Source organism: Brevibacillus sp. SAFN-007a, assembly GCF_051967035.1.
Taxonomy (GTDB): domain Bacteria; phylum Bacillota; class Bacilli; order Brevibacillales; family Brevibacillaceae; genus Brevibacillus.
On the sequence record NZ_JBQCKK010000002.1, the window covers coordinates 170,015 to 189,694 of the forward strand.

General features: G+C 55.2%; 16 protein-coding genes and 2 riboswitches. Of the genes, 11 read left to right on the forward strand and 5 right to left on the reverse strand.

All coding sequences use genetic code 11. The annotated features are described in order from the left end of the window. Window positions 1-61 precede the first annotated feature (61 nt). The 7 genes from ACTHO6_RS04215 (at window position 62) to ACTHO6_RS04245 (ending at window position 8,023) form a co-directional block, all read left to right on the forward strand. Entirely contained in the window at window positions 62-1,537 is a 1,476-nt protein-coding gene (locus ACTHO6_RS04215) for a methyl-accepting chemotaxis protein (RefSeq protein WP_440239692.1), read from the forward strand. Window positions 1,538-1,642: 105 nt separating this feature from the next. Continuing rightward, window positions 1,643-1,764, forward strand: a riboswitch (SAM riboswitch). A 193-nt stretch (window positions 1,765-1,957) separates the two neighbouring features. Further along, complete coding sequence (locus tag ACTHO6_RS04220) at window positions 1,958-2,986, forward strand: BMP family lipoprotein (RefSeq protein ID WP_440239694.1); 1,029 nt, start codon at window positions 1,958-1,960, stop codon at window positions 2,984-2,986. A gap of 130 nt (window positions 2,987-3,116) precedes the next feature. After that, window positions 3,117-4,646 carry an ABC transporter ATP-binding protein gene (locus tag ACTHO6_RS04225; protein ID WP_440239696.1) on the forward strand — a complete coding sequence of 510 codons (1,530 nt, stop codon included), beginning with the start codon at window positions 3,117-3,119 and terminating at the stop codon, window positions 4,644-4,646. Beyond that, a complete protein-coding gene (locus ACTHO6_RS04230; RefSeq protein ID WP_440239698.1) occupies window positions 4,621-5,691 on the forward strand; it encodes an ABC transporter permease in 1,071 nt (356 codons plus the stop codon). The genes ACTHO6_RS04225 and ACTHO6_RS04230 overlap by 26 nt, the downstream gene beginning before the upstream one ends. Beyond that, window positions 5,678-6,592 (forward strand): ABC transporter permease, encoded by a 915-nt coding sequence (locus tag ACTHO6_RS04235; RefSeq protein ID WP_440239700.1) that lies wholly within the window; start codon window positions 5,678-5,680, stop codon window positions 6,590-6,592. Before ACTHO6_RS04230 ends, ACTHO6_RS04235 begins: the two co-directional genes overlap by 14 nt. 41 nt (window positions 6,593-6,633) lie before the next feature. Continuing rightward, entirely contained in the window at window positions 6,634-7,296 is a 663-nt protein-coding gene (locus tag ACTHO6_RS04240; protein ID WP_440239702.1) for a sulfite oxidase-like oxidoreductase, read from the forward strand. A 1-nt stretch (window position 7,297) separates the two neighbouring features. Next, window positions 7,298-8,023, forward strand: coding sequence for a nucleoside phosphorylase (locus ACTHO6_RS04245; RefSeq protein ID WP_440239704.1), 726 nt, complete (start codon window positions 7,298-7,300; stop codon window positions 8,021-8,023). Between the two features lie 69 nt (window positions 8,024-8,092). On the opposite strand, the gene ACTHO6_RS04250 is transcribed toward ACTHO6_RS04245, so the two are convergent. Both ACTHO6_RS04250 and ACTHO6_RS04255 read right to left on the reverse strand, forming a co-directional pair. Beyond that, window positions 8,093-8,419, reverse strand: a complete 327-nt coding sequence (locus ACTHO6_RS04250) for an ArsR/SmtB family transcription factor (protein ID WP_005827573.1) — start codon at window positions 8,417-8,419, stop codon at window positions 8,093-8,095. 24 nt (window positions 8,420-8,443) lie between these two features. Beyond that, window positions 8,444-10,198, reverse strand: a complete 1,755-nt coding sequence (locus tag ACTHO6_RS04255) for a SulP family inorganic anion transporter (protein ID WP_440239706.1) — start codon at window positions 10,196-10,198, stop codon at window positions 8,444-8,446. 384 nt (window positions 10,199-10,582) lie between these two features. Between ACTHO6_RS04255 and ACTHO6_RS04260 the strand changes: the two genes are divergently transcribed. Next, window positions 10,583-11,302 (forward strand): glycerophosphodiester phosphodiesterase, encoded by a 720-nt coding sequence (locus ACTHO6_RS04260; RefSeq protein WP_440239708.1) that lies wholly within the window; start codon window positions 10,583-10,585, stop codon window positions 11,300-11,302. A gap of 67 nt (window positions 11,303-11,369) precedes the next feature. On the opposite strand, the gene ACTHO6_RS04265 is transcribed toward ACTHO6_RS04260, so the two are convergent. Then, window positions 11,370-13,358: a methyl-accepting chemotaxis protein gene (locus tag ACTHO6_RS04265; RefSeq protein WP_440239710.1), complete on the reverse strand. Its 1,989-nt coding sequence runs from the start codon at window positions 13,356-13,358 to the stop codon at window positions 11,370-11,372. Window positions 13,359-13,470: 112 nt separating this feature from the next. Next, complete coding sequence (ggt, locus tag ACTHO6_RS04270; RefSeq protein WP_440239712.1) at window positions 13,471-15,189, reverse strand: gamma-glutamyltransferase; 1,719 nt, start codon at window positions 15,187-15,189, stop codon at window positions 13,471-13,473. 180 nt (window positions 15,190-15,369) lie between these two features. Beyond that, a riboswitch (cyclic di-GMP riboswitch) is annotated at window positions 15,370-15,458 on the reverse strand. Window positions 15,459-15,680: 222 nt separating this feature from the next. On the opposite strand from ggt, the gene ACTHO6_RS04275 reads away from it, so the two are divergent. Together ACTHO6_RS04275 and ACTHO6_RS04280 are read left to right on the forward strand one after the other, a co-directional pair. Then, window positions 15,681-16,298 carry an SET domain-containing protein gene (locus ACTHO6_RS04275; RefSeq protein ID WP_440239714.1) on the forward strand — a complete coding sequence of 206 codons (618 nt, stop codon included), beginning with the start codon at window positions 15,681-15,683 and terminating at the stop codon, window positions 16,296-16,298. 84 nt (window positions 16,299-16,382) lie between these two features. Then, window positions 16,383-18,050, forward strand: coding sequence for a glutamine--tRNA ligase/YqeY domain fusion protein (locus tag ACTHO6_RS04280; protein ID WP_440239716.1), 1,668 nt, complete (start codon window positions 16,383-16,385; stop codon window positions 18,048-18,050). Between the two features lie 181 nt (window positions 18,051-18,231). Here ACTHO6_RS04280 and ACTHO6_RS04285 read toward each other — a convergent pair whose 3' ends face one another. Beyond that, the gene (locus ACTHO6_RS04285) at window positions 18,232-18,747 is read right to left on the reverse strand and encodes a stalk domain-containing protein (RefSeq protein ID WP_440239718.1); all 516 of its coding nucleotides are present in this window, start codon (window positions 18,745-18,747) and stop codon (window positions 18,232-18,234) included. A 222-nt stretch (window positions 18,748-18,969) separates the two neighbouring features. Between ACTHO6_RS04285 and ACTHO6_RS04290 the strand changes: the two genes are divergently transcribed. After that, window positions 18,970-19,656, forward strand: coding sequence for a uracil-DNA glycosylase (locus ACTHO6_RS04290; protein WP_440239720.1), 687 nt, complete (start codon window positions 18,970-18,972; stop codon window positions 19,654-19,656). The last annotated feature ends 24 nt before the right edge of the window (window positions 19,657-19,680 follow it).

The window sequence follows — 19,680 nt, forward strand, 5'->3', positions numbered from 1 at the left end:
TGCGCGGGTTATAATGGAAAAAGAATCCGATACATAAGTAGCAGGGAAAAGGGGGGCATTTATGATTCGATTGATTCGCAACACGTTAACGGACAAAGAAGGATTTATGATTTTTATCCTATGGAACCACCTGTGGATGGCAGGACTCATTGCCTATCAATTTGATGCTAATTTCTGGAAGGTGACATCCCTCGGATTGCTGGTCACGCTTGTCGCTTCACCGTTTTACTTTATTAAAAAAGACAGCCCGGTCATTCGTTACCTCGTAGCGATTGGACTGATGTATTACGCGATTGCGTTCGACCATTTCACGACGTATCCGGAGGTTTCGTTTCTCGCTTTTGTCGTGATGGGCTTTCTGGCGGCTTACCTGGACTGGAAGCTGGTCGTGAGTGCCGGGATCGGGCAAATCATTGTGACGCTGGTCGGATTCTACACAGGCTCGTATGATATCTTCAGCGGCGAGGCCAACGAGCTGAATCTGGTCCTGCGCATCATGGTGAGTTTGATGATGATGGGAGCGGTAACGTACCTCTGTCTGGCGGGACAAGCTTCTCTGCAAAGGGCCAACCTCGCCCGTCAGGAAGCGGAGGAAAAAGAACGCCGTCTGGGAGAGCTGCTTGCCCACATCCAGCAGATGACCGAGCAGATTGACCGGACGACAGAGCACGTACACGAGCATGCCGAAGGAACGAAGCGCAATACGGATGAAATGATGCTCGCCTTCAAGGAAGTGGCGACGGGGATGGAATCGCAGGCCAATTCGACGGTGAAAATCGAAGAAGAGGTGCAGTCGATCGACCAGGAGATCGTGGCGGTCACAGAGCAGACGAATGCGATGAAGAGCGAATCCGATCAAAACAACCGCCGTCTGAAGGAAAGCGTCGACATGATGAAAGAGCTGTCGCAGCAGATGGAACAGATTGTGTCTGCCGTCAACGTGGCGGCGTCGACGATTCACCAGCTGAACCGTCAGGCCAATCGGGTCGAGGAGATTGTAGGAGCGATCAACCAGATTGCGACGCAAACCAACCTGCTTGCGCTCAACGCTGCCATCGAGTCGGCACGCGCAGGCGAGCACGGGCGCGGCTTTGCCGTCGTGGCAGACGAGGTGCGCAAGCTGGCGGAGCAGAGCGCAACCGCTACCCAGGAAATTACCGAGATTCTCAAATCGCTCCACCAGGAAAGCGAGAACGCCGTCCAGCAGATCAGCAACGGAGAGGCTTCGGTGGCCAAGGGGCAGGAACTGGCTGTAAAAACAGTGGCGTCGATCGAGGCCGTGCGCTCCGGCATGACGGCCTTCCTCCAGGCAGCCGAGCATGTCGGCTCCAGCATGAATCGGGTCAAAATGCGCTCGGGCGAAGTGGCGATGGAAATGTCGACGATTACGGCTGTCACCGAGCAATCGCTCGCAAATCTGGAGGAGCTGTTTGCCACAGCGGAAAACCAGCATCAAAAGGTGCGGGAAATTACCGAAGAGCTGGGCGAGCTGAACCATCTGTCGCATCGACTTCAGCAAACCTTCCGCAGCCAATAAGCGCGAATTGCTGAATTGCCGAATTGGCGGGAACAGTCTGAAAAAACGATTGCTTTTTCAACGGGTTCTGCTAGAATAAACTCATTGTAACAGAATAGTTTGATCTCCTTATCGAGAGCGGCGGAGGGACTGGCCCGATGAAGCCCGGCAACCACTGGACATGCGTGACATGGACAGAAAGGTGCCAATTCCTGCAAAACCTGTACCGGGGTTTTGACAGATGAGGAAGAGGACGGCTTCGGACGCAAACTCTTCCTTCGGGAAGAGTTTTTTTGTTGGCAGGAAGGAACAAACACGAATGATAAAATATTTTTTACAATAAATATTCGTGTTTGTTATTGATCTTTTCGGAAAAAAGCCGTACATTACGGAGTAAGGTCCAGAAAAAACGTAGAATGTTCGGATAGGGGCGAAAACACCATGAAAAAGTTGTTGTTGGCACTCACCACCTTTGCTGTATTGGCTACAGGCTGTGCGGCTGGGGGAAATGCGCCTGCTGACCAGCCAAAAGAAGAAGCGACAGGGCAAGAAGGTGCCGGGAAGAAGCGCATTGCGCTGATTTTGCCGGAAAAAATCGGGGTGAACCCGTTCTTCCAGCAAATGGACGAGGGCGCGAAAAAAGCAGGACAGGAATTTGGCGCAGAAGTGAAAACGATTGAGTCTACCGACCACGGCGCCATCGAAGAAAATCTGCGCGTCGCGGTGGCGGAAAACTACGATCTGATTATCACGTCTTCCTTTGAATCGGAAGACGCGTTGAAAAAAGTGGCGGCCGAAAATCCTGACCGCAACTTCGCGATTATTGATACCGTAGTAGATTTGCCGAACGTGCGCAGCGTGACCTTCCGTGAGCAGGAAGCGGCTTACCTGATGGGGGCGGCGGCCGGTCTTGCCACGAAGACCAACAAAGTCGGCATGGTTGTCGCCATGGACATTCCGTTGTTGAAGAAATGGACAGGCGGCTTCCAGGAAGGATTGAAGGCAACCAATCCCAACGCGGAGTTTTTGGTGAACTACGTAGGAAGCTTCTCTGACCCGGCAAAAGCGAAGGAGCTGGCGCTGCTGCAAGCATCCAAAGGCGCCGACTTCATCAACGGAGCGGCAGCGGTTGGCGACCTCGGGGTGTTCGAGGCCGCGAAGGAAAAAGGCTTCTATACAGCGGGACAGGACGTGGACCGCACCACGATTGACCCGGAGCACATCGTGTTGTCCCAGCTGAAAGGGACAGATACCGCCGCGTACGAAACCGTGAAGTCGTTTGTGGAAGGCTCGTTCAAGCCCGGCGTCATCTCGTACGGCCTGAAAGAAAAAGGCGTAGGCGTTACCTATGTGACGCATGAGAGCCAGACACCTTTGAACGCTTTTATTGGGCAGGAAGTCGTGGACAAAGTCAAAGCGATCAGCGAGGAAATCGTCGCTGGTACCCGCAAAGTGCCGGACTCGTTTTAAAAACGGGCGCACCGGGCAGGATGGTGACCGACTACAGCTGTGTAGTCGGTCTTCCTTATAGACAAAAAGGCAAAAGCATCGAACAAAGGCGAGGCTAGGTGAGGCGAAGCGCAAAGAAGGAGGGGCAAGGATGACCGTTCGGTTGGAAATGCGGAACATGACCAAGAAATACGGCGATTTTACGGCAAACGACAAGGTCTCGTTTTCGCTTGCGGCGGGAGAAGTTCACGCCATCGTCGGGGAAAACGGCGCGGGCAAGACGACGCTGATGCGGATGCTGTACGGCATGGAGCAGCCGACGTCCGGCGAGATCGTGCTAGACGGCAAGCCTGTCGTTTTTCGCGGGCCGCAGGACGCGATTCGCAACGGAATCGGGATGGTGCATCAGCACTTCATGCTGTTTGGCGACTTTCGCGTGGCGGAAAATATCGTGATCGGCTACGAGCCGCAGCAGGCCGGATTTTTTCGCCGGAAGGACGCCGTGGAAAAGGTCCGCGCACTAAGCGAGCAGTACCGGATTCCGATTGATCCAGAGGCCAGAGTGTCGAAGTGCTCTATCGGCGAGCAGCAGCGTGTGGAAATTCTCAAGGTGCTGTACCAGGGAGCGGACATCATCGTGCTGGACGAGCCGACTGCCGTGCTGACGCCGCTTGAAGTGCGCGAGCTGTTGCAGACGATCCGCAATCTGGCGGAGAGCGGGAAGAGCGTCATTTTGATTACCCACAAGCTGCAGGAAGTGATGGAGGTCGCTGATCGGATCACGGTGCTGCGCGGCGGCAAGGTGACGGGCACGGTAGCGCGCGACGAGACGAATGTGGACGATCTGGCCCGGCTGATGGTCGGACGCGAGCTGCGGGAGCTGAGCGAGCGCGTCGACCTGGAGCGGGGGCCGCTTTTGCAGGTGGAGAACGTGACGGTTCGGGAAAAGCAGACGCTGGTCGACCGGGTCAGCTTTACCGTGCATCACGGGGAAATTGTCGGCATCGCGGGCGTATCGGGCAACGGCCAGTCCGAGCTGCTGCAAGCGATCAGCGGCTTGCGGACGGTACAGGAGGGAACGATTCGGCTGGGCGGCAAGGACATCACCAACCAGGCTGTGGCGACGATTCGCGAGGCAGGCTTGGCGCACATTCCGGAGGATCGCTACCTGTGGGGGGTAGCCAAGCTGGAGAGCGTCGAGGAGAACGCGCTGATGGGCTACCAGCGAAAGCCAGCGTTCAATCGGCGCGGCGTCGTGTTGCGCGAATCTTTTCGCCAGGTCGTCAGAGGCTGGGTAGAAACGTTCGCGATCAAGACAGGCTCCAGACAGCTTCAGGAGCTTGCCGGGAATTTGTCGGGCGGAAACCTGCAAAAGCTGATCGTGGCGCGTGAGCTGGGACACGAGACTCCGTTTTTGATCGCGGCAGAGCCGACCAGGGGCGTCGATATCGGCGCGATGGAGTACATCCATCAGGCGCTGATCGACAAGCGCAATGCGGGTGACGGGATTTTGCTGGTCTCGTCCGAGCTGTCGGAAATTTTGGCGCTGTCCGACCGCATTTTGGTGATGTACAAAGGGCGGATCGCCGGAGAGCTTTCGCGCAAAGAGGCAACCGAGGAAAAAATCAGCGTGTTAATGGCGGGAGGAAGCGTTCATGGCAGCAATCAAAGAGCTGGGTAAATCACTGGTTCAGCCGCTTTTGGCGGTTGTCATCGGGCTGTTGATCGGGGCGCTCGTCATCGCTTCGGTAGGGGAATCCATTCTGGGCACCTACCGGGAAATGTGGAAAGGGGCCTTCGGCAGCTTCTACTTTTTCACCGCTACCTTGGCGCGAGCGACGCCGATCATGCTGATCGCCTTGGGGCTGTCGCTTGCTTTTCGGGCGGGAGTGTTCAACCTGGGGGCAGAAGGACAGATGGTGCTCGGGGCGATCAGCGCTACGCTGGTGGCGATCTATTTGCCCGCACCGGGAATCGTGAAGCTGGTGGCTGCGATTCTCACGGGAATGGCGGCAGGCGGTTTGTGGGCGCTGCTGCCGGGCTTTATGGAGGCGAGATTCCGCATACCGCTGCTCATCTCCACCTTGCTGTTCAACTATATCGCCGTGTTGTTCGCAAGCTATCTGGTCACCGAGCCGTTTCGCGACCGCAGCGGTTCGGCGGCGCTGGCGCAGACGGTCATGCTCGATAAAAGCGTCTGGCTGCCCAAGCTGTTTGCGGGGATGAGCGTGCACGCAGGCTTTTTGTTTGCCATCGTCGGTGCCGTGATCCTGTTTTGGGTGATTCGCTTTACGCCGTTTGGCTATGAAGTGAAAATGCTGGGACAAAACCCGCTGTTTGCCCGGTACGGGGGGATCAACGGCGTTCGCGTCATGCTGACGGGCATGTTCGCGAGCGGCGGATTGGCGGGTCTGGCCGGAACGGTCGAGGTGCTGGGAGCGCACTATCGGTTTGTCGACGGCGCTTTGACCGTGCCGAACTTCGCCTGGACAGGGCTGATGGCCACGCTTTTGGCGAACGCCCATCCGGTGGGTGTCGTGTTTACCTCGATTCTGCTGGCTGCATTCCAGACGGGAGCGATGGGCGTGGAGCGCAACACAGAGGTGCCGTTGGAGCTGGCCAGCGTGATTTCAGCGGTGCTGATCCTGTTTATCTCGGCTAAATTCAGCTACGACTGGTGGAAACAGCGAAAAGCAAAAGGGGGAGAATCTCATGGAGCTGCTTGATTGGTCCCTCGTCAGTTCTACCATTCGGATGGTGACGCCGATTTTGCTCGCGGCATTGGGGGGAGCGCTGTGCGCGCGGGTTGGCATTTTCAATGTAGGGCTGGAAGGCATGGTGCTCGTTGGCGCCTTTTCTGCCATCGTCGGCAATCACGTTACCGGGAATCTGTTTCTCGCAATCTTGCTCGCGGCGCTGATGAGCGTTCTGTTTTCCCTGCTGTTTGCCTATATGACGATCAAGCTGAAAGCAAACGAGATCGTCGTCGGGGTGGCAATCAATTTCCTTGCGCTCGGTCTGACGACGTTTGCGCTGCGGGCGATTTTTGGCGTCAAGGGAGCGTTTTACGATAAGGACATGGCAGGCTTGCCGAAGTGGGACATTCCGGGGGTGCAGCACATTCCCGTCGTGGGCGAGGTCGTATCGGGGCATTCGCCGCTCGTCTACTTTGCGTTTGTGGCCGCGATTGCGCTCTATTTGTTCTTTTCCAGGACGGTGACCGGCTTCCGGGTTCTCGCCGTCGGTTCCAATCCGGTGGCTGCCCGCAGTCTCGGGTTGAAGGTAGCAGGCTTGCAGGTGCTCGCGATCGTCCTGTGCGGCGCTTTGTGCGGGATTGCCGGAGCGCAGCTTTCTTTGGGGCAAGTGACGATGTTTTCGGAAGGAATGACTGCGGGGCGCGGCTTTATTGCCCTGGTCGCGATGATGATGGGGCAGTCTCACCCGCTGGGAATTGTGGCGTCGAGCTTCCTGTTTGGCTTGATGGATGCGCTGAGCATTCGTCTGCAAGGCTTCTCGCTTCCGACGCAGTTTACCTCGATGCTGCCGTATGTGCTCACGGTGGTGGCGATGTTCTTCCTGAAGGATCGGATGCAAGGTGCCAGCCATAACCAGCAGAGCACCCGGTAAAAAAGAGGGCGCAGTCAAGAAAGACCAAGGAGGTACGCAAGATGAACAAGGCAGATCGGATCAAGCGAATGAAAGTGCCGGCGGTCGACCCGGCATTGGCCAAACGACTTCCGCCCGGGCAAGTATTGACAGAGCGCTTCCCTATTTTGCACGAGGGCGAAGTGCCGACCTACGACATGAAGGACTGGACGCTGCGCGTGTTTGGCGAGGTCGACCGGGAAGTTACGCTCCACTACGAACAGCTCATGGCAATGCCGCAGGTGACGGTGACGAGCGACATTCACTGCGTGACGCGCTGGTCGCGGTTCGACAATGCGTTTACAGGCGTGCGCTTCCGCGATTTTTTGCAGGCCATCGGTGTCGTGCCCGCTGCGCCCTACGTCATGCTGCACGGCGATCACGATTACACGGCGAATGTGCCATTGGCTGACCTGATGCGCGACCATGTGCTGTTGGCCCATTCCTTTGACGGGGAGCCGCTGACGGACAAGCACGGCTGGCCGCTGCGCCTGGTCGTCCCGCACCTGTATTTCTGGAAAAGCGTGAAGTGGCTGCGCGGCATTGAGTTTATGCGCGAAAACAAGCCCGGCTTCTGGGAGCAAAACGGCTTTCACCTGATCGCAGACCCGTTCCGCGAAGAGCGGTTCTCCGGCGAAGCGTTGCCGATCCCGGAAGACGAATGGGAGAAAAAGGAGTTTGATTGAGATGCTGACCAATCTGAAAGTAGACCCGGAACAGCTGCCCAAACGCGTCATCGTCTGCGGCGATCCGAAACGCGCTGCCTTGATCGCCTCCAAGCTGGAGGACACGCGGCAAATCGGGGAAAATCGCGAGTACCACAGCTATGCCGGAAGCTGGAGAGGCACGGAGGTAGCGGTAGTCAGCCACGGCGTCGGTTCGCCGGGAGCGGCCGTGTGCTTCGAGGAGCTGGCGAAGGGTGGCGTACAGGTCATCATCCGCGTCGGGACGGCGGGATCGTATCAGCAAGAAATCGGGCCGGGCAGCCTCGTCATCAGCTCGGCTGTTGTGCGCCAGGACGGGCTTACGAGCCAGCTGGTTCCGCCCGGTTTCCCGGCTGTCGCCAATCGCCGCGTGGTAGATGCGCTCGTGCAAGCAGCAAAGGCGCACGAGTCGGGGCTGAATGTAACGGAAGGCATCACGCTGACGCTCGATGTTTTCTACAGCGGCGTTCTGGAATTTCCGCACAAGCTGTACCAAAAAGCAGGGGTGTTGGCTGTCGAGATGGAAAACGCCGCGCTGTTCGTCATTGCCGCGCTGCGGGGCATGAAGGCCGGGTCGATCCTCGCGATTGACGGCTACGCCGATGCCGATTTGCTCGCCTCGTACAACCCGCACACAGAGACGGTGGCCAAAGCGATTGAAGCCGAGGCGCAGATTGCGCTGGACGCGCTGGTGTCCGTTTCCGCGTAAAACGGAAGCAAGCCCGGGACGATGAGAAGTCCCGGGCTTTTTCTTTTGCCGTATGCCGTACGACAGCCGCTATTCTTCATTGAAGCGATCCAGCATCGAGATCGTGTCGATCAGGTGGTTGTTGAAAATTTGCCGGGCAACGCTGAGCAGCTCAATAATCATCGGATCGCGCAAGGAATACGTCACCTTGTTTCCGTCCTTGGTGCCGTACACGATGTTGTTGTTGCGCAAAATGGCGAGCTGCTGGGACACGGCCGAGCCTTCGCTGCCGATGAGCGTTTGCAGCTCGTTCACGTTTTTGTCTCCCTCCGCCAATAGCTCCAGAATCCGAATCCGCAGGGGATGGCCCAGTGCTTTGAAGAAATTCGCTTTAAATTGCTGTAGCTCCAAATTCAATAGCAGGTTCCTCCGATCTTTTCGTCATATCGACGTGTGGGTTGTTTGCTGCACGCCAACCGTTTGCGACTGAGGATCAGCGAGATTCGCGCATTCCCGGAAGGCAAAGTGCTGGCAGCCCAGACATTTGCCGACGTCCACCCGGCGCAGGGCGTACGCGATTGCCTCTCCGGTGTGGTCGAAAAAGTGCGCCTCGCCGATGAGCGCATAAAGGCCCGTGCGCTGCAAAATTTGTTTCGGGGCGTTTTGGAGTCCTGACACGAGTACCGTTGTGCCCTGGCTCATGCACTGTTTCACGATCCGCGACAAATTGGCTTCGCCTGTCATGTCCAGAAACGGTACTTTGCCCATCCGTAGCAATAATACTTTTGGCTGATGCTGCAACGTGTTCGCAAGCGAGCTTTCGAACAGATCGGCATCCCCGAAAAAGAGCGGTCCCTCAATCGTGTAGATGCTGATTTGCGGGCAATCGTGCTGGGACGTCACCATGTGGGGCGTGACCTTCTCATGCTTCAAGGAAGGGTCAGGCAATACTTTGGCTACTCGCAGGCTTTCGCGCGTCCTTTTGATAAACAGCAGCACGGCCAGTACCAGCCCGACCTCGACGGCGGTAGTCAGATTCGTAAACACAGTCAGCAGAAAAGTAATCAGCAGCACGAGAGAGTCGCTCGTCCGTGCTTTCAGGATGTGCGCAAATTCCTTGCGCTCACTCATGTTCCAGGCGACCAGCATCAGAATCGGCGCCATGCTCGCCAAAGGAATGTGCGAGGCGTAAGGAGCAAGCAGGACGAGAATGAGCAGGACGACGATGCCGTGGACGATTCCGGACACAGGGGAGGTCGCTCCGCTGCGGATATTCGTTGCGGTTCTGGCAATCGCGCCTGTAGCGGGAATTCCCCCGAACAGCGGCGTCACCATGTTGGCGATGCCTTGCCCGATCAGCTCCTGGTTGCTGTTGTGGCGACTGCGTGTCATGCCATCCGCAACAACCGCAGACAGCAAAGACTCTATCGCTCCTAGTATAGCAATGATGAAGGCCGGACTCAGCAGTTTTTGGACGCGCTCCAGCGTGATTTCAGGAAAATGAAAGCTGGGCAGCGCGCTGGGAATCTCTCCGAAGGTCGAACCGATCGTCGCGACTTTTCCTTCAAACAAGAGGAAGGCAACGACACTGGAGATGACCAGGCCGACGAGCGAGCCTGGGACATTTCGCACGAAGCGCGGCGTGATTAAAATAATGGCGAGACTCAAAACGGCCGTCGCTACGCTGTACAAGCTGGTGGTATCGAGGTGAACGGCGACTTCCTTCATGTTGGACAAAAAGTCCTCATGCCGCTGCACTTGCGACAGACCGAGGAAATTGGCGATCTGCCCCGTAAAAATGATGACGGCAATCCCGGCGGTAAATCCGATGGTGACGGGGCGGGGGATGAATGTGATTAGCCCGCCAAGCCTGAACAGTCCCATCAGGACGAGGAGAATCCCGGCCATGAAGCCCGCCAGCAGCAAATTCTCATAGCCGTACTGCATGACGATGGCAAACAAAATCGGGATAAAGGCCCCGGTCGGCCCGCCGATCTGGTAGCGGGAGCCGCCAAAGAGCGAGATGAGCGTACCGGCGATGATGGTGGTGTAAATCCCGTACTCCGGTTTGACGCCTGAGGCGATCGCGAACGCCATGCCAAGCGGAATTGCGATAATCCCTACGATTAGTCCTGACACGCAGTCTTTTTTGAATGCTTGCGTATTGTAGCCCTGAAATCTAGCGGCCCACTTCATGGTAGCAACCCTTCTTTTCGTATATTCGAATATTTGATTATTTGAATATAGATGGATCATACTCCTGCTCGGCGATGTCCGTCAATGGCATCCTTACAGGAACATGGCCCTTTTTGGCAAGCGATCCGTAGAAGGAGGCATAGCAGCGGGAAAAAGTGGCCGAGGCGAAGGGAACAGCAGCCTGACGCAGCAGAGCCGATGCCCGCCGTGCTTTTGGAGTATGGCTCTTGACGGAATGGAAGACACATGCCAGATTGGAAAGAAAAGCAGCCTTCCCGTCATGCTCGGGCGGACAACGAAGGTCGAAGCACAGTAACATGCGACTGCCAAAGGCAGCAAGCTGTGAAGACAGCGGAGCGGTACGGAAAGAGAGGGGCGCGCGATATGAACATATGTATGGCCCATCGAGGCTGGTCGGGCAAAGCACCGGAAAATACGCTGGCTGCGATTCAACTGGCGCTGGCCGAGCCTGCGATCCAGGCGATGGAGATTGACGTCCAGTTGACGCGTGACGGTGTTCCGGTCCTGATTCACGATTTTACGCTGGAGCGCACGACGAACGGAAGCGGGCTGGTTAAAGACCACACGCTTGCGGAGCTGCGCCGGCTCGATGCCGGCAAATGGTTCGACGAGAGGTTTGCAGGCGAAAAAATCCCGACGCTGGCGGAAGCGCTGGCTGCGGTCAAGGGCCGCTGCACGCTGAACATCGAGTTGAAGGCGACGAGCGACATGTACCCGGGGATTGCGGAAAAGGTGCTGGCGCTGGTGGAGCAGTACGGAATGAAGCAGGAAGTGTATGTGACGTCGTTTGACCACGAACTGATTCGCCACGTGCGCATGCTCGACCAGGAGGTACAGACGGGGCTGATCGTCTACGGCCGTCCCGTGCTCATGCTGGAGCAGATCGAGGCGGCAGGTGCCAGCATCCTGTCCATGGGCTATCCGTACCTGACGCGAGAGCTGGCGGTGGCGGCGATCGAAAAAGGCTTCAAGGTCGTAGCCTGGACGCTGGATGAGCCAGCGCACATCCGGGAAGTCATGTCCTGGCATCCCGAGGTGCAGATTTGCACCAACCATCCTGACCGGATGCTGACACTGGGCTAAGCGAGCATGATGAAAAAGCCGTCGGGGCGAATCGGTCCCGACGGCTTTTTGCACGTTTTCGTTGCGGCTATATTTTGAATCGGCTCACATGCGATTGCAGCTCTTCTGCGATTCGTGCCAGGGAAGCAGCAGAGGAGTTCACTTCCTCCATGGCAGCCAGTTGTTCCTCGGTGGCGGCGGATACGCTCTGCGTACCGTCTGCCGAGTTTTCAGCGACTTCCTCAATGACGCTGACCAATTCCACGACTTTCTCGGTTCCGGCAGACATCTGTTCGGAGTACGTCTTCACTTCCTGGATTTGGCTCGCTACTTGCGCGACCGCATCCTGAATCTGCTCGAACGATTTTCCGGCGTTGTTCACGACTGTCAGGCCGATGGCGACTTCCTTGGTGCCGTGCTCCATCGACAGCACAGCCTGATTGGATTCCTGCTGAATCGTGGTAATCAGTTCTTTGATCTGTTGCGCCGACTGGGCGGACTGCTCCGCCAGCTTGCGTACCTCGTCTGCGACCACGGCGAATCCGCGACCTTGCTCGCCCGCTCTGGCGGCTTCGATGGCAGCGTTGAGCGCGAGCAGGTTGGTTTGCTCCGCGATGGCGGTGATGACCTGGACGATTTGCCCGATTTCCTGCGAGCTGTTCCCCAGTCGTTTGACGATATCCGCAATGTTGCCGACTGTATTCTCGATGGACTGCATCTGGCTGATGACGATTTGCAGCGCCTCGTTGCCTTCTACGGCGATCCGCGAAGCGCTCATGGCTGATTCATCGGCATAGTGGGCATTCGAGGCTACCTGCTGTGCCCCTTGTGACACCCCTTGCATGGCATGGACGCTGTCTTCTACGCTTCGGACCTGTCTTTCCGCGCCGTAGGCCACTTCCTGAATCGTAATGGCGATTTGTTCTGTCGCCTTGCTGGTATGCTCCGCATTCACCGACAGTTCCTCTGCCGAAGAAGCGAGATCCGTAGCCGTATCGTTGACCTGCTGAATGATCGTGCGCAGGTTGTGCACCATGGCGTTTACCGACTGGGACAGCTGTCCAACCTCATCCTGCGTTCGGATTTGCAGCGGCTGCACGGTGAGTTCGCCCTCGGAAATACGGTTGGCGACAGCAGCCACATCGACAATCGGGCGGGTGATTTGGCGGGAAATCGCATACGCGATGGCGGTCACGGCAGCGACTACGCCAAAAACGATGAGCATGACATTGTTGCTGACGGAAGAAACGGCAGATGTGATGGATTCAACCGGAATATGTAGATAAAGGCCAAAGTTCGTTTTGGGAATCGGGGAGTACGTGACGACGTATTCCTTGCCTTGATCGGAGTAGCTGTAGGAGCCTTTTTCTGCTTTGTCTGCGTTCAAAATATCCACCAGCGGCTGGGGCAGAGCCGATTCCGCAAGCGGCTTTCCGATCAGCTCCTGGTTGGGATGGTATTGAATCTGGTGCTTGTTGTCCACCAGAATCGGGTAACCGTCACTGCCCACATTCAGATTGGTCAGAAACGTCGAAGAGAACGCATCCATATTGACCAGCCCGGTCAGGACGCCAAGCGCTTCTTTGTTTTTTCCTGTGACAGGAGCTGCGACAATGATGGAGCGGTTGCCTGTCGTTTTGGCGACCAGAACGTCGGAGAAGCTCGACTTGCCCTGCATGCCGTCCTTGAAAAATTGGCGTTCGCCAAGGTCGATTCCGACGCTCTTCGGAAACGTATCGGCGGATACTTTTCCGTCGCTACCGATAAACGTATTGCCGTCGTACAGTTTCATTTCGGCGGTAAATGTGCGGATAAACTCGTTCTTCGCTGCCGCGTCAGGCGATTGAATATCCGAGGTGCGGGCCAACACCTGAATCTCGGTCATGCGTCGATCCAAATATTGATCCATCGCCATCGCTGTACTGGAGGTCAGGTCGACATACGATGCTTTTTGCTTGTCGATCAGGATGGAAGAAAAGCTGTTCGTAATAAACAGCGACACGACAGCCAGGGGAATGACGGCAACGGTGAGGAACCAAAGAATCATTTTGTTCCTCAGCTTTCTGAATAAAAACATGGGTTTTTCCACTCCTCATTCGTGCTTGGCAATCTCTTTTTTCCTAGACGTTGTCTGTGCAGGAGAAATGCACAGACAGACTGCCGAGAGGATTCGGCAGTCTGACGAGCCATTAATATCCCATTGCCGCGCCTTCCCCGCGAGGGTCAGCGCCGCCAAATTTCACATTCGTTTGCGGGTCAATCAAAATCGCGCCGGATTGCCCCATCGTATCGGTGTAGGCAGCTTCCAGCTTTTCGACCGGATGGCCGCGTTTCACCAGTTCGTCGAGAACGTTCTGCGGAATGCGGCTTTCGACTTTCAGGTTGTTGGAGTCAGAGCCCCAGTTGCGGCCATGCAGCCATCTTGGCGCTTCGATCGCATCCTGGACGCTGAAGCCGAAGTCGACGATGCGGGTGACGAGCGCAGCCTGTGTCTGCGGCTGGCCTTCGCCTCCTTGTGTTCCGTAGAGCAGGTACGGCTTGTCTCCCTTAAAGAGCATGGCCGGGTTGATCGTGTGGAAGGTGCGCTTGCCCGGCTCCAGGTGATTGATATGATTCGGATCCAGGGAGAAGTAGCTTCCGCGGTTTTGCAAAAGAACGCCGGTGTCTTTCACGACGATGCCGGAGCCCCAGTCAAAATAGTGGCTCTGGATGATCGACACGGCATTTCCATCCTTGTCTACGACGCCAAACCACGTTGTGTCGCCTTTGGGATCGAGCGGCTCGACTGCTTTTGCCGCCTGTTTCATATCAATGCGCGCCGCCAGTTCCTTTCCGTGCTGCTTGGACAACAGCTCGTCCACAGGAATATCGGCAAATGCCGGGTCAGTCAGCCATTTGTCGCGGTCGGCAAAAGCTTGTTTGGTGGCTTCGACGATCGTGTGGTAGTAATCCGGCGTGCCTTCGCCCATGCTCTTGAGGTCGAAGTTGTTCAGCACGTTCAAAATCGAGAGCGAGGCCATGCCTTGGGAGTTTGGCGGCACATTGTACGCTTTGTAGCCGCGATAGTCCACCGTAATCGGATCGGCCCAGGTGGAGGTGTGCTGCTCAAAGTCTTTCAGCGTGAGCAATCCGCCGTTCTTTTGCAGGTCTGCTACGATTTTTTGCGCGACTTCGCCTTTGTAAAATCCGTCGGCGCCTTTTTGGGCAATGATTCGCAACGTTTTGGCAAGGTTCTGCTGCTTGAGAATTTCGCCTGGCGCATACGGCTCGCCATTTGGCTTCAGAAATGTTTGGCGGAAGCCCTCAAAGCGCTGGAGATTTTTCAGCTCGTTGTCTGTAGGGTCCGTTGCGTATTTGGTCCAGTACACCTGGTTGGGCGTGACGGGATAGCCGTTTTCCGCGTATCCGATGGCTGGCTCCAGCAGCTTGTGCCAAGGCAGGTTGCTGTTGCCCATGCTTTTGTGGGCGTAGTTGTAAGCTTCCCACCAGCCGGAAACCACTCCGGGAACGGTGTTGGCTGACTCGTAGCCGCGGGAAGGAATTTTGGTGTAGCCTTTGCTTTTGTAGTATTCGATGGTTGCTTTTTCGCCTGCTCGTCCGCTGCCGTTCAACGCTTTCAGCTCTTTTGTTTTGGCGTTGTAAATGAGCCAGAAGTTATCCCCGCCAATGGTCGTGTAGTGCGGATAGACGACGGCGAGAGTAGAAGCCGCGGTAATGGCGGCGTCTACTGCGTTTCCGCCGTCTTTCAGTGTTTTCAGGGCTGCAGCTGTAGCCAGATAGTGAGGGGTTGTGACCATGGCGTTTGGCGACATTGATGTGGGACGGTTGGCAGCCTGGGCCGGAGCGAATGCTGTCAGGCCGACGGCGGCAGTCAGAGCGAAGGTAGAAAGTTTTTTCCAGAATGACATCTCATGAGGCCTCCTAATGGGTGTGTAAAAGGATGTTAACAATCCGCCAGCTTCTTGCAGCCTCACCTCCTTACTCGCGACAAAACTTCCTCATTCATACAAAAATGGACAAAATTAGACATTTTGCGCACAAAAAAAGACCAATGATATAGGATCATTGGTCTTGTCCTACACCAATATTTCGGTAGCTGGCTGGCGTGTCCGCTCGTGCGGAGGTAGCCCCTGTAGCTTTGCGTCGCCGGATTTCCCCGGGTTTGCCGTTTCGATATCAATGAAAATATAATGCCATTGTTACAGGAAAAATTTCCTAAGGTCTGTTTGTCCATACTATAGACTATTTGTCGATGGGGGTAAATAGAAAAAATATTTTTATCCAGAAAAAATGAGCGATCAGGTAAACATGCGTTTTTCACCGACATTCACACACCTCTGTTGGCCGAACTGCTTATGATGGTAAAAAGGCACATTTGCCAAGGAGTGAAACAACGACCATGATGCATCCCGACACAGAGCTTCGCTATATCAACGATGAGATCGGGTACGGTGTGTTTGCGACAAAGCTCATTCCCAAAGGCACGATCGTCTGGGTCCAGGATGACCTCGATCAGGTATTAGACCCGGCCTTTGTGGAAAAACTGGACCCATTGAGAAAACAGGATGTGCAAAAATATTCGTTCAAGAATCAATTCGGCAAATACATCCTCTGCTGGGATAAGGCGCGGTATGTCAATCATAGCTTCCATGCGACCTGCGTAGCGACGATGTACGATTTGGAGCTGGCAGCACGGGACATTTTACCCGGCGAGGAGCTGACCGATGATTACGGGACGCTGAACCTGGATGAACCGTTCGATTGTTTGCCGGAGCCCGGTACGAGTCGCTCAAGGGTCATGCCCGACGATCTGCTTCGCTATTATCGTCAATGGGATGAGATTGCCGCCGCCGCCTTCGAGCGTTTCAATCAAGTTGAACAGCCGCTGCTTCATCTCGTACGACCGAAGCATTTGCAAACCATTCGCGGCATTACCGAGCAGCAGCGGTCCCTCGACTCGATCATTTCGCTGTATTGCCAGCCGCAATCGCAATGGTCAAAAGAGCAGGAGTGGTAGACGCAGCGGGCCGGACAACGGCCCGATTTTGTTGAACTCTCGGAGGAGAATCAGTATTATGGAATGTAAAGGTGAAGTGAAAGGTTGATTTCATTGGAAAACAAGGTAGCGTCATCCAATTTTATCCGCAATATCGTGATTGACGACCTGCAATCAGGCAAGGTCAAGGAAGTCATTACCCGCTTTCCGCCGGAGCCGAACGGGTATCTTCATATTGGACATGCAAAAGCCATCTGCCTGAACTTTGAGCTGGCAAGCGAATTCAATGGCAAAGCCCATCTCCGTTTTGACGATACCAATCCGGTGAAAGAAGACAAGGAGTACGTGGAAGCGATCAAAACAGACGTCAAATGGCTGGGCTTTGAGTGGGACGGGCTGTTTTTTGCATCGGATTACTTTGAAGAGATGTACCAGCGTGCGGTGCTGTTGATTCAAAAAGGCAAAGCCTACGTGGACGACTTGTCTGCCGAAGAGATACGCAAACTGCGCGGAACGTTGACCGAGCCGGGGGTAGACAGTCCGTACCGCAACCGTTCCGTGGAGGAAAACCTCGACCTGTTCGCACGTATGCGCAACGGGGAGTTCAAGGACGGGGAAAAAGTGCTGCGTGCCAAAATCGACATGGCGTCTCCGAACATCAACATGCGCGATCCGGTTTTGTACCGCATTTCCCATGCGACACACCACAACACGGGAGACAAATGGTGCATCTATCCGATGTACGACTACGCGCATCCGTTGGAGGATGCGATTGAAGGCGTGACGCACTCGCTCTGCTCGCTCGAATTCGAAGACCATCGTCCCCTGTACGACTGGGTGATCCGAGAGTGCGAGATGGAACACGTTCCCCGCCAGTACGAGTTTGCCCGCCTGAACCTGACCAACACGGTGATGAGCAAACGCAAGCTGAAGCAGCTGGTAGACGAGAACGTCGTTGATGGCTGGGACGATCCGCGCATGCCAACCATTGCAGGATTCCGCCGTCGCGGCTATACACCGGAAGCGATTCGCACGTTTGCCCGCGAAGTCGGGGTAGCGCGCAGCAACAGTACCGTAGACGCAAAAATGCTGGAGCATTTCATCCGCGAGGACTTGAAACTGAAAGCACCGCGCACGATGGCTGTTCTGAATCCGCTGAAGGTGGTCATTACGAACTATCCGGAAGGCCAGGTAGAGATGCTCGAAGCGGAGATCAACCCGGAAAATCCGGAGATGGGCAACCGCCAAATCCCGTTCTCCCGCGAAATCTACATTGAGCAGGACGACTTCATGGAAAATCCGCCGAGCAAGTATTTCCGCCTGTTTCCGGGAAATGAAGTCCGCCTGAAGCACGCCTACTTCATCAAATGCAACGACGTGGTGAAGGACGCGGATGGCAATATTATCGAACTGCACTGCACCTATGACCCGGAGACCAAGAGCGGAAGCGGGTTTACAGGTCGCAAGGTGAAAGGGACCATCCACTGGGTTGAGGCGACCCAGGCTATCCCTGCGGAGTTCCGTCTGTACGAGCCATTGATTCTGGATGACGAGGACGGGGAAGGAAACTTCCTGGACAAGATCAATCCGAAATCGCTGGAAGTATTGAACGGTTTCGTGGAGCCGAACATGAAGGATACGAAGGCGCAGGACAAATACCAATTTTTCCGTCACGGCTATTTCAATGTCGATCCGAAGCATACCACTGCGGACAAGCTGGTCTTTAACCGGATCGTTTCGCTGAAAAGCTCGTTTGAACTTCCGAAAGCGTAGGAGAAGCAAAGGTTGCGTCAAAAACAAAAGCGCTGTGGCAGCATGGGAACCCGTGTGCGACAGCGCTTTTTCCATGAGAAAAAACCGGAGCGTTTCTCATGCGTGTGTGGAAATGAAAAAGGACAGTGGCTCCCGATTTGCCGCTGTCCTTTTTTCGGTATAGAAAAGAATGAGTGCCCGATTACAGCAATGACTTCACTTCACCTGTGTTCGGATTTACCACGAACCAGCCGTAGGTGCTGGTGTAGCTGTCTCCGGACTGGAAGTTGTTCACGACGGTTTGGTAGACATGAATCACATAGTGCCCTTTTTCATCATCGTGGTCATATTCGACCATGTGCGCGGGAGTGAGGCTGGCGGCGTATTTCTTTTTGACCAGCTCGACCGCCTCCATTTTCGAGTACATTTTGGCAACCGGCAGCTTGCCGATGAAAATCGACTTGGTTTTGGCATCGTAAATGACGGGTTTGTTCAAGTTTTCGGCTACGAAGCGGATTGGCACGTAGACGGAGTTTTTGTACAGAATGCCCTGTACATCGCTGTTTGGCGATTTTGGTACACCTTCAAAGTAGTAGGTAAACGGCGTTTTTGTGCCTTCTGCCACATCCGGATAGTTCGGAGCCGCAATCGCGATTCCCGAGAAGAGGGCAGAACCGACGATGATTCCCCCAAAAAATGATTTCAAGTCCCATTTCATGTCGAAAAACCTCTCCCTTTGTCTAAATCTTCCCCGCACACATTATGGCAAAGATGATGGGAAAAATGCTATCAAACGAGGGTAATAGGAAACATAGACTACGGATGGAAGGAAAAGTAGGACTGCGAGGGGCCATCCCGACTGGGGCAGGAAGAAACGGTGATTCAGACAGGGGGGACTTTGTGGTAAGGTAGAGAAAGAATAGCGGACAAGGTGAGGAACATGGCAATATTGCGAAATGACTGGGCCCCCCTATTGGCGGGAGAATTCGAGAAACCGTACTATTTGAAGCTCCGTCAGATTTTGAAAGAAGAGTATCAGACACGAATCATTTACCCGGACATGTATCACATTTTTACAGCGCTTCATCTGACAGGCTACGAGCAGACCAAAGTAGTGATTTTGGGACAGGACCCGTATCACGGGCCGGGACAGGCGCATGGCCTGAGCTTCTCGGTCAGGCCGGGAATCAAACCGCCGCCGTCGCTTGTCAACATCTACAAGGAACTGCAAAGCGATCTGAATTGCACCATTCCCGAGCATGGCTACTTGAGCCACTGGGCCAAGCAAGGAGTCATGATGCTGAACGCCGTGCTTACCGTGCGGGCGGGCAGTCCGAATTCGCACAAAGGCATTGGCTGGGAGATGTTTACCGATCAGATCATTCATCTGTTGAACGAGCGGGAAAAGCCGATGGTGTTCATTCTGTGGGGGAGGCATGCGCAGGAGAAGGCTGCGTTTATTGATAAAAAGCGGCATTGCATCATCGCTTCGCCTCATCCGAGCCCATTCTCGGCCAATCGCGGCTTTTTTGGCAGTCGTCCGTTCTCCCGGGCGAATGCGTTTTTGCGCTCGCAAGGAATGGAAGAGATCGATTGGCAGCTGCCGCTGCACGTACAAGAAGAATAGTCGCCCGAAAAGGCTCTCGCCGTT

What these genes read in the sequence shown, in the direction of transcription:
- ACTHO6_RS04215 (WP_440239692.1), top strand. Translation starts at nt 62, where the DNA reads ATGATTCGATTGATTCGCAACACGTTAACGGACAAAGAAGGATTTATG.
- ACTHO6_RS04220 (WP_440239694.1), top strand. Translation starts at nt 1,958, where the DNA reads ATGAAAAAGTTGTTGTTGGCACTCACCACCTTTGCTGTATTGGCTACA.
- ACTHO6_RS04225 (WP_440239696.1), top strand. Translation starts at nt 3,117, where the DNA reads ATGACCGTTCGGTTGGAAATGCGGAACATGACCAAGAAATACGGCGAT.
- ACTHO6_RS04230 (WP_440239698.1), top strand. Translation starts at nt 4,621, where the DNA reads ATGGCAGCAATCAAAGAGCTGGGTAAATCACTGGTTCAGCCGCTTTTG.
- ACTHO6_RS04235 (WP_440239700.1), top strand. Translation starts at nt 5,678, where the DNA reads ATGGAGCTGCTTGATTGGTCCCTCGTCAGTTCTACCATTCGGATGGTG.
- ACTHO6_RS04240 (WP_440239702.1), top strand. Translation starts at nt 6,634, where the DNA reads ATGAACAAGGCAGATCGGATCAAGCGAATGAAAGTGCCGGCGGTCGAC.
- ACTHO6_RS04245 (WP_440239704.1), top strand. Translation starts at nt 7,298, where the DNA reads ATGCTGACCAATCTGAAAGTAGACCCGGAACAGCTGCCCAAACGCGTC.
- ACTHO6_RS04255 (WP_440239706.1), bottom strand. Translation starts at nt 10,198, where the DNA reads ATGAAGTGGGCCGCTAGATTTCAGGGCTACAATACGCAAGCATTCAAA.
- ACTHO6_RS04260 (WP_440239708.1), top strand. Translation starts at nt 10,583, where the DNA reads ATGAACATATGTATGGCCCATCGAGGCTGGTCGGGCAAAGCACCGGAA.
- ACTHO6_RS04265 (WP_440239710.1), bottom strand. Translation starts at nt 13,358, where the DNA reads ATGTTTTTATTCAGAAAGCTGAGGAACAAAATGATTCTTTGGTTCCTC.
- ggt (WP_440239712.1), bottom strand. Translation starts at nt 15,189, where the DNA reads ATGTCATTCTGGAAAAAACTTTCTACCTTCGCTCTGACTGCCGCCGTC.
- ACTHO6_RS04275 (WP_440239714.1), top strand. Translation starts at nt 15,681, where the DNA reads ATGATGCATCCCGACACAGAGCTTCGCTATATCAACGATGAGATCGGG.
- ACTHO6_RS04285 (WP_440239718.1), bottom strand. Translation starts at nt 18,747, where the DNA reads ATGAAATGGGACTTGAAATCATTTTTTGGGGGAATCATCGTCGGTTCT.
- ACTHO6_RS04290 (WP_440239720.1), top strand. Translation starts at nt 18,970, where the DNA reads ATGGCAATATTGCGAAATGACTGGGCCCCCCTATTGGCGGGAGAATTC.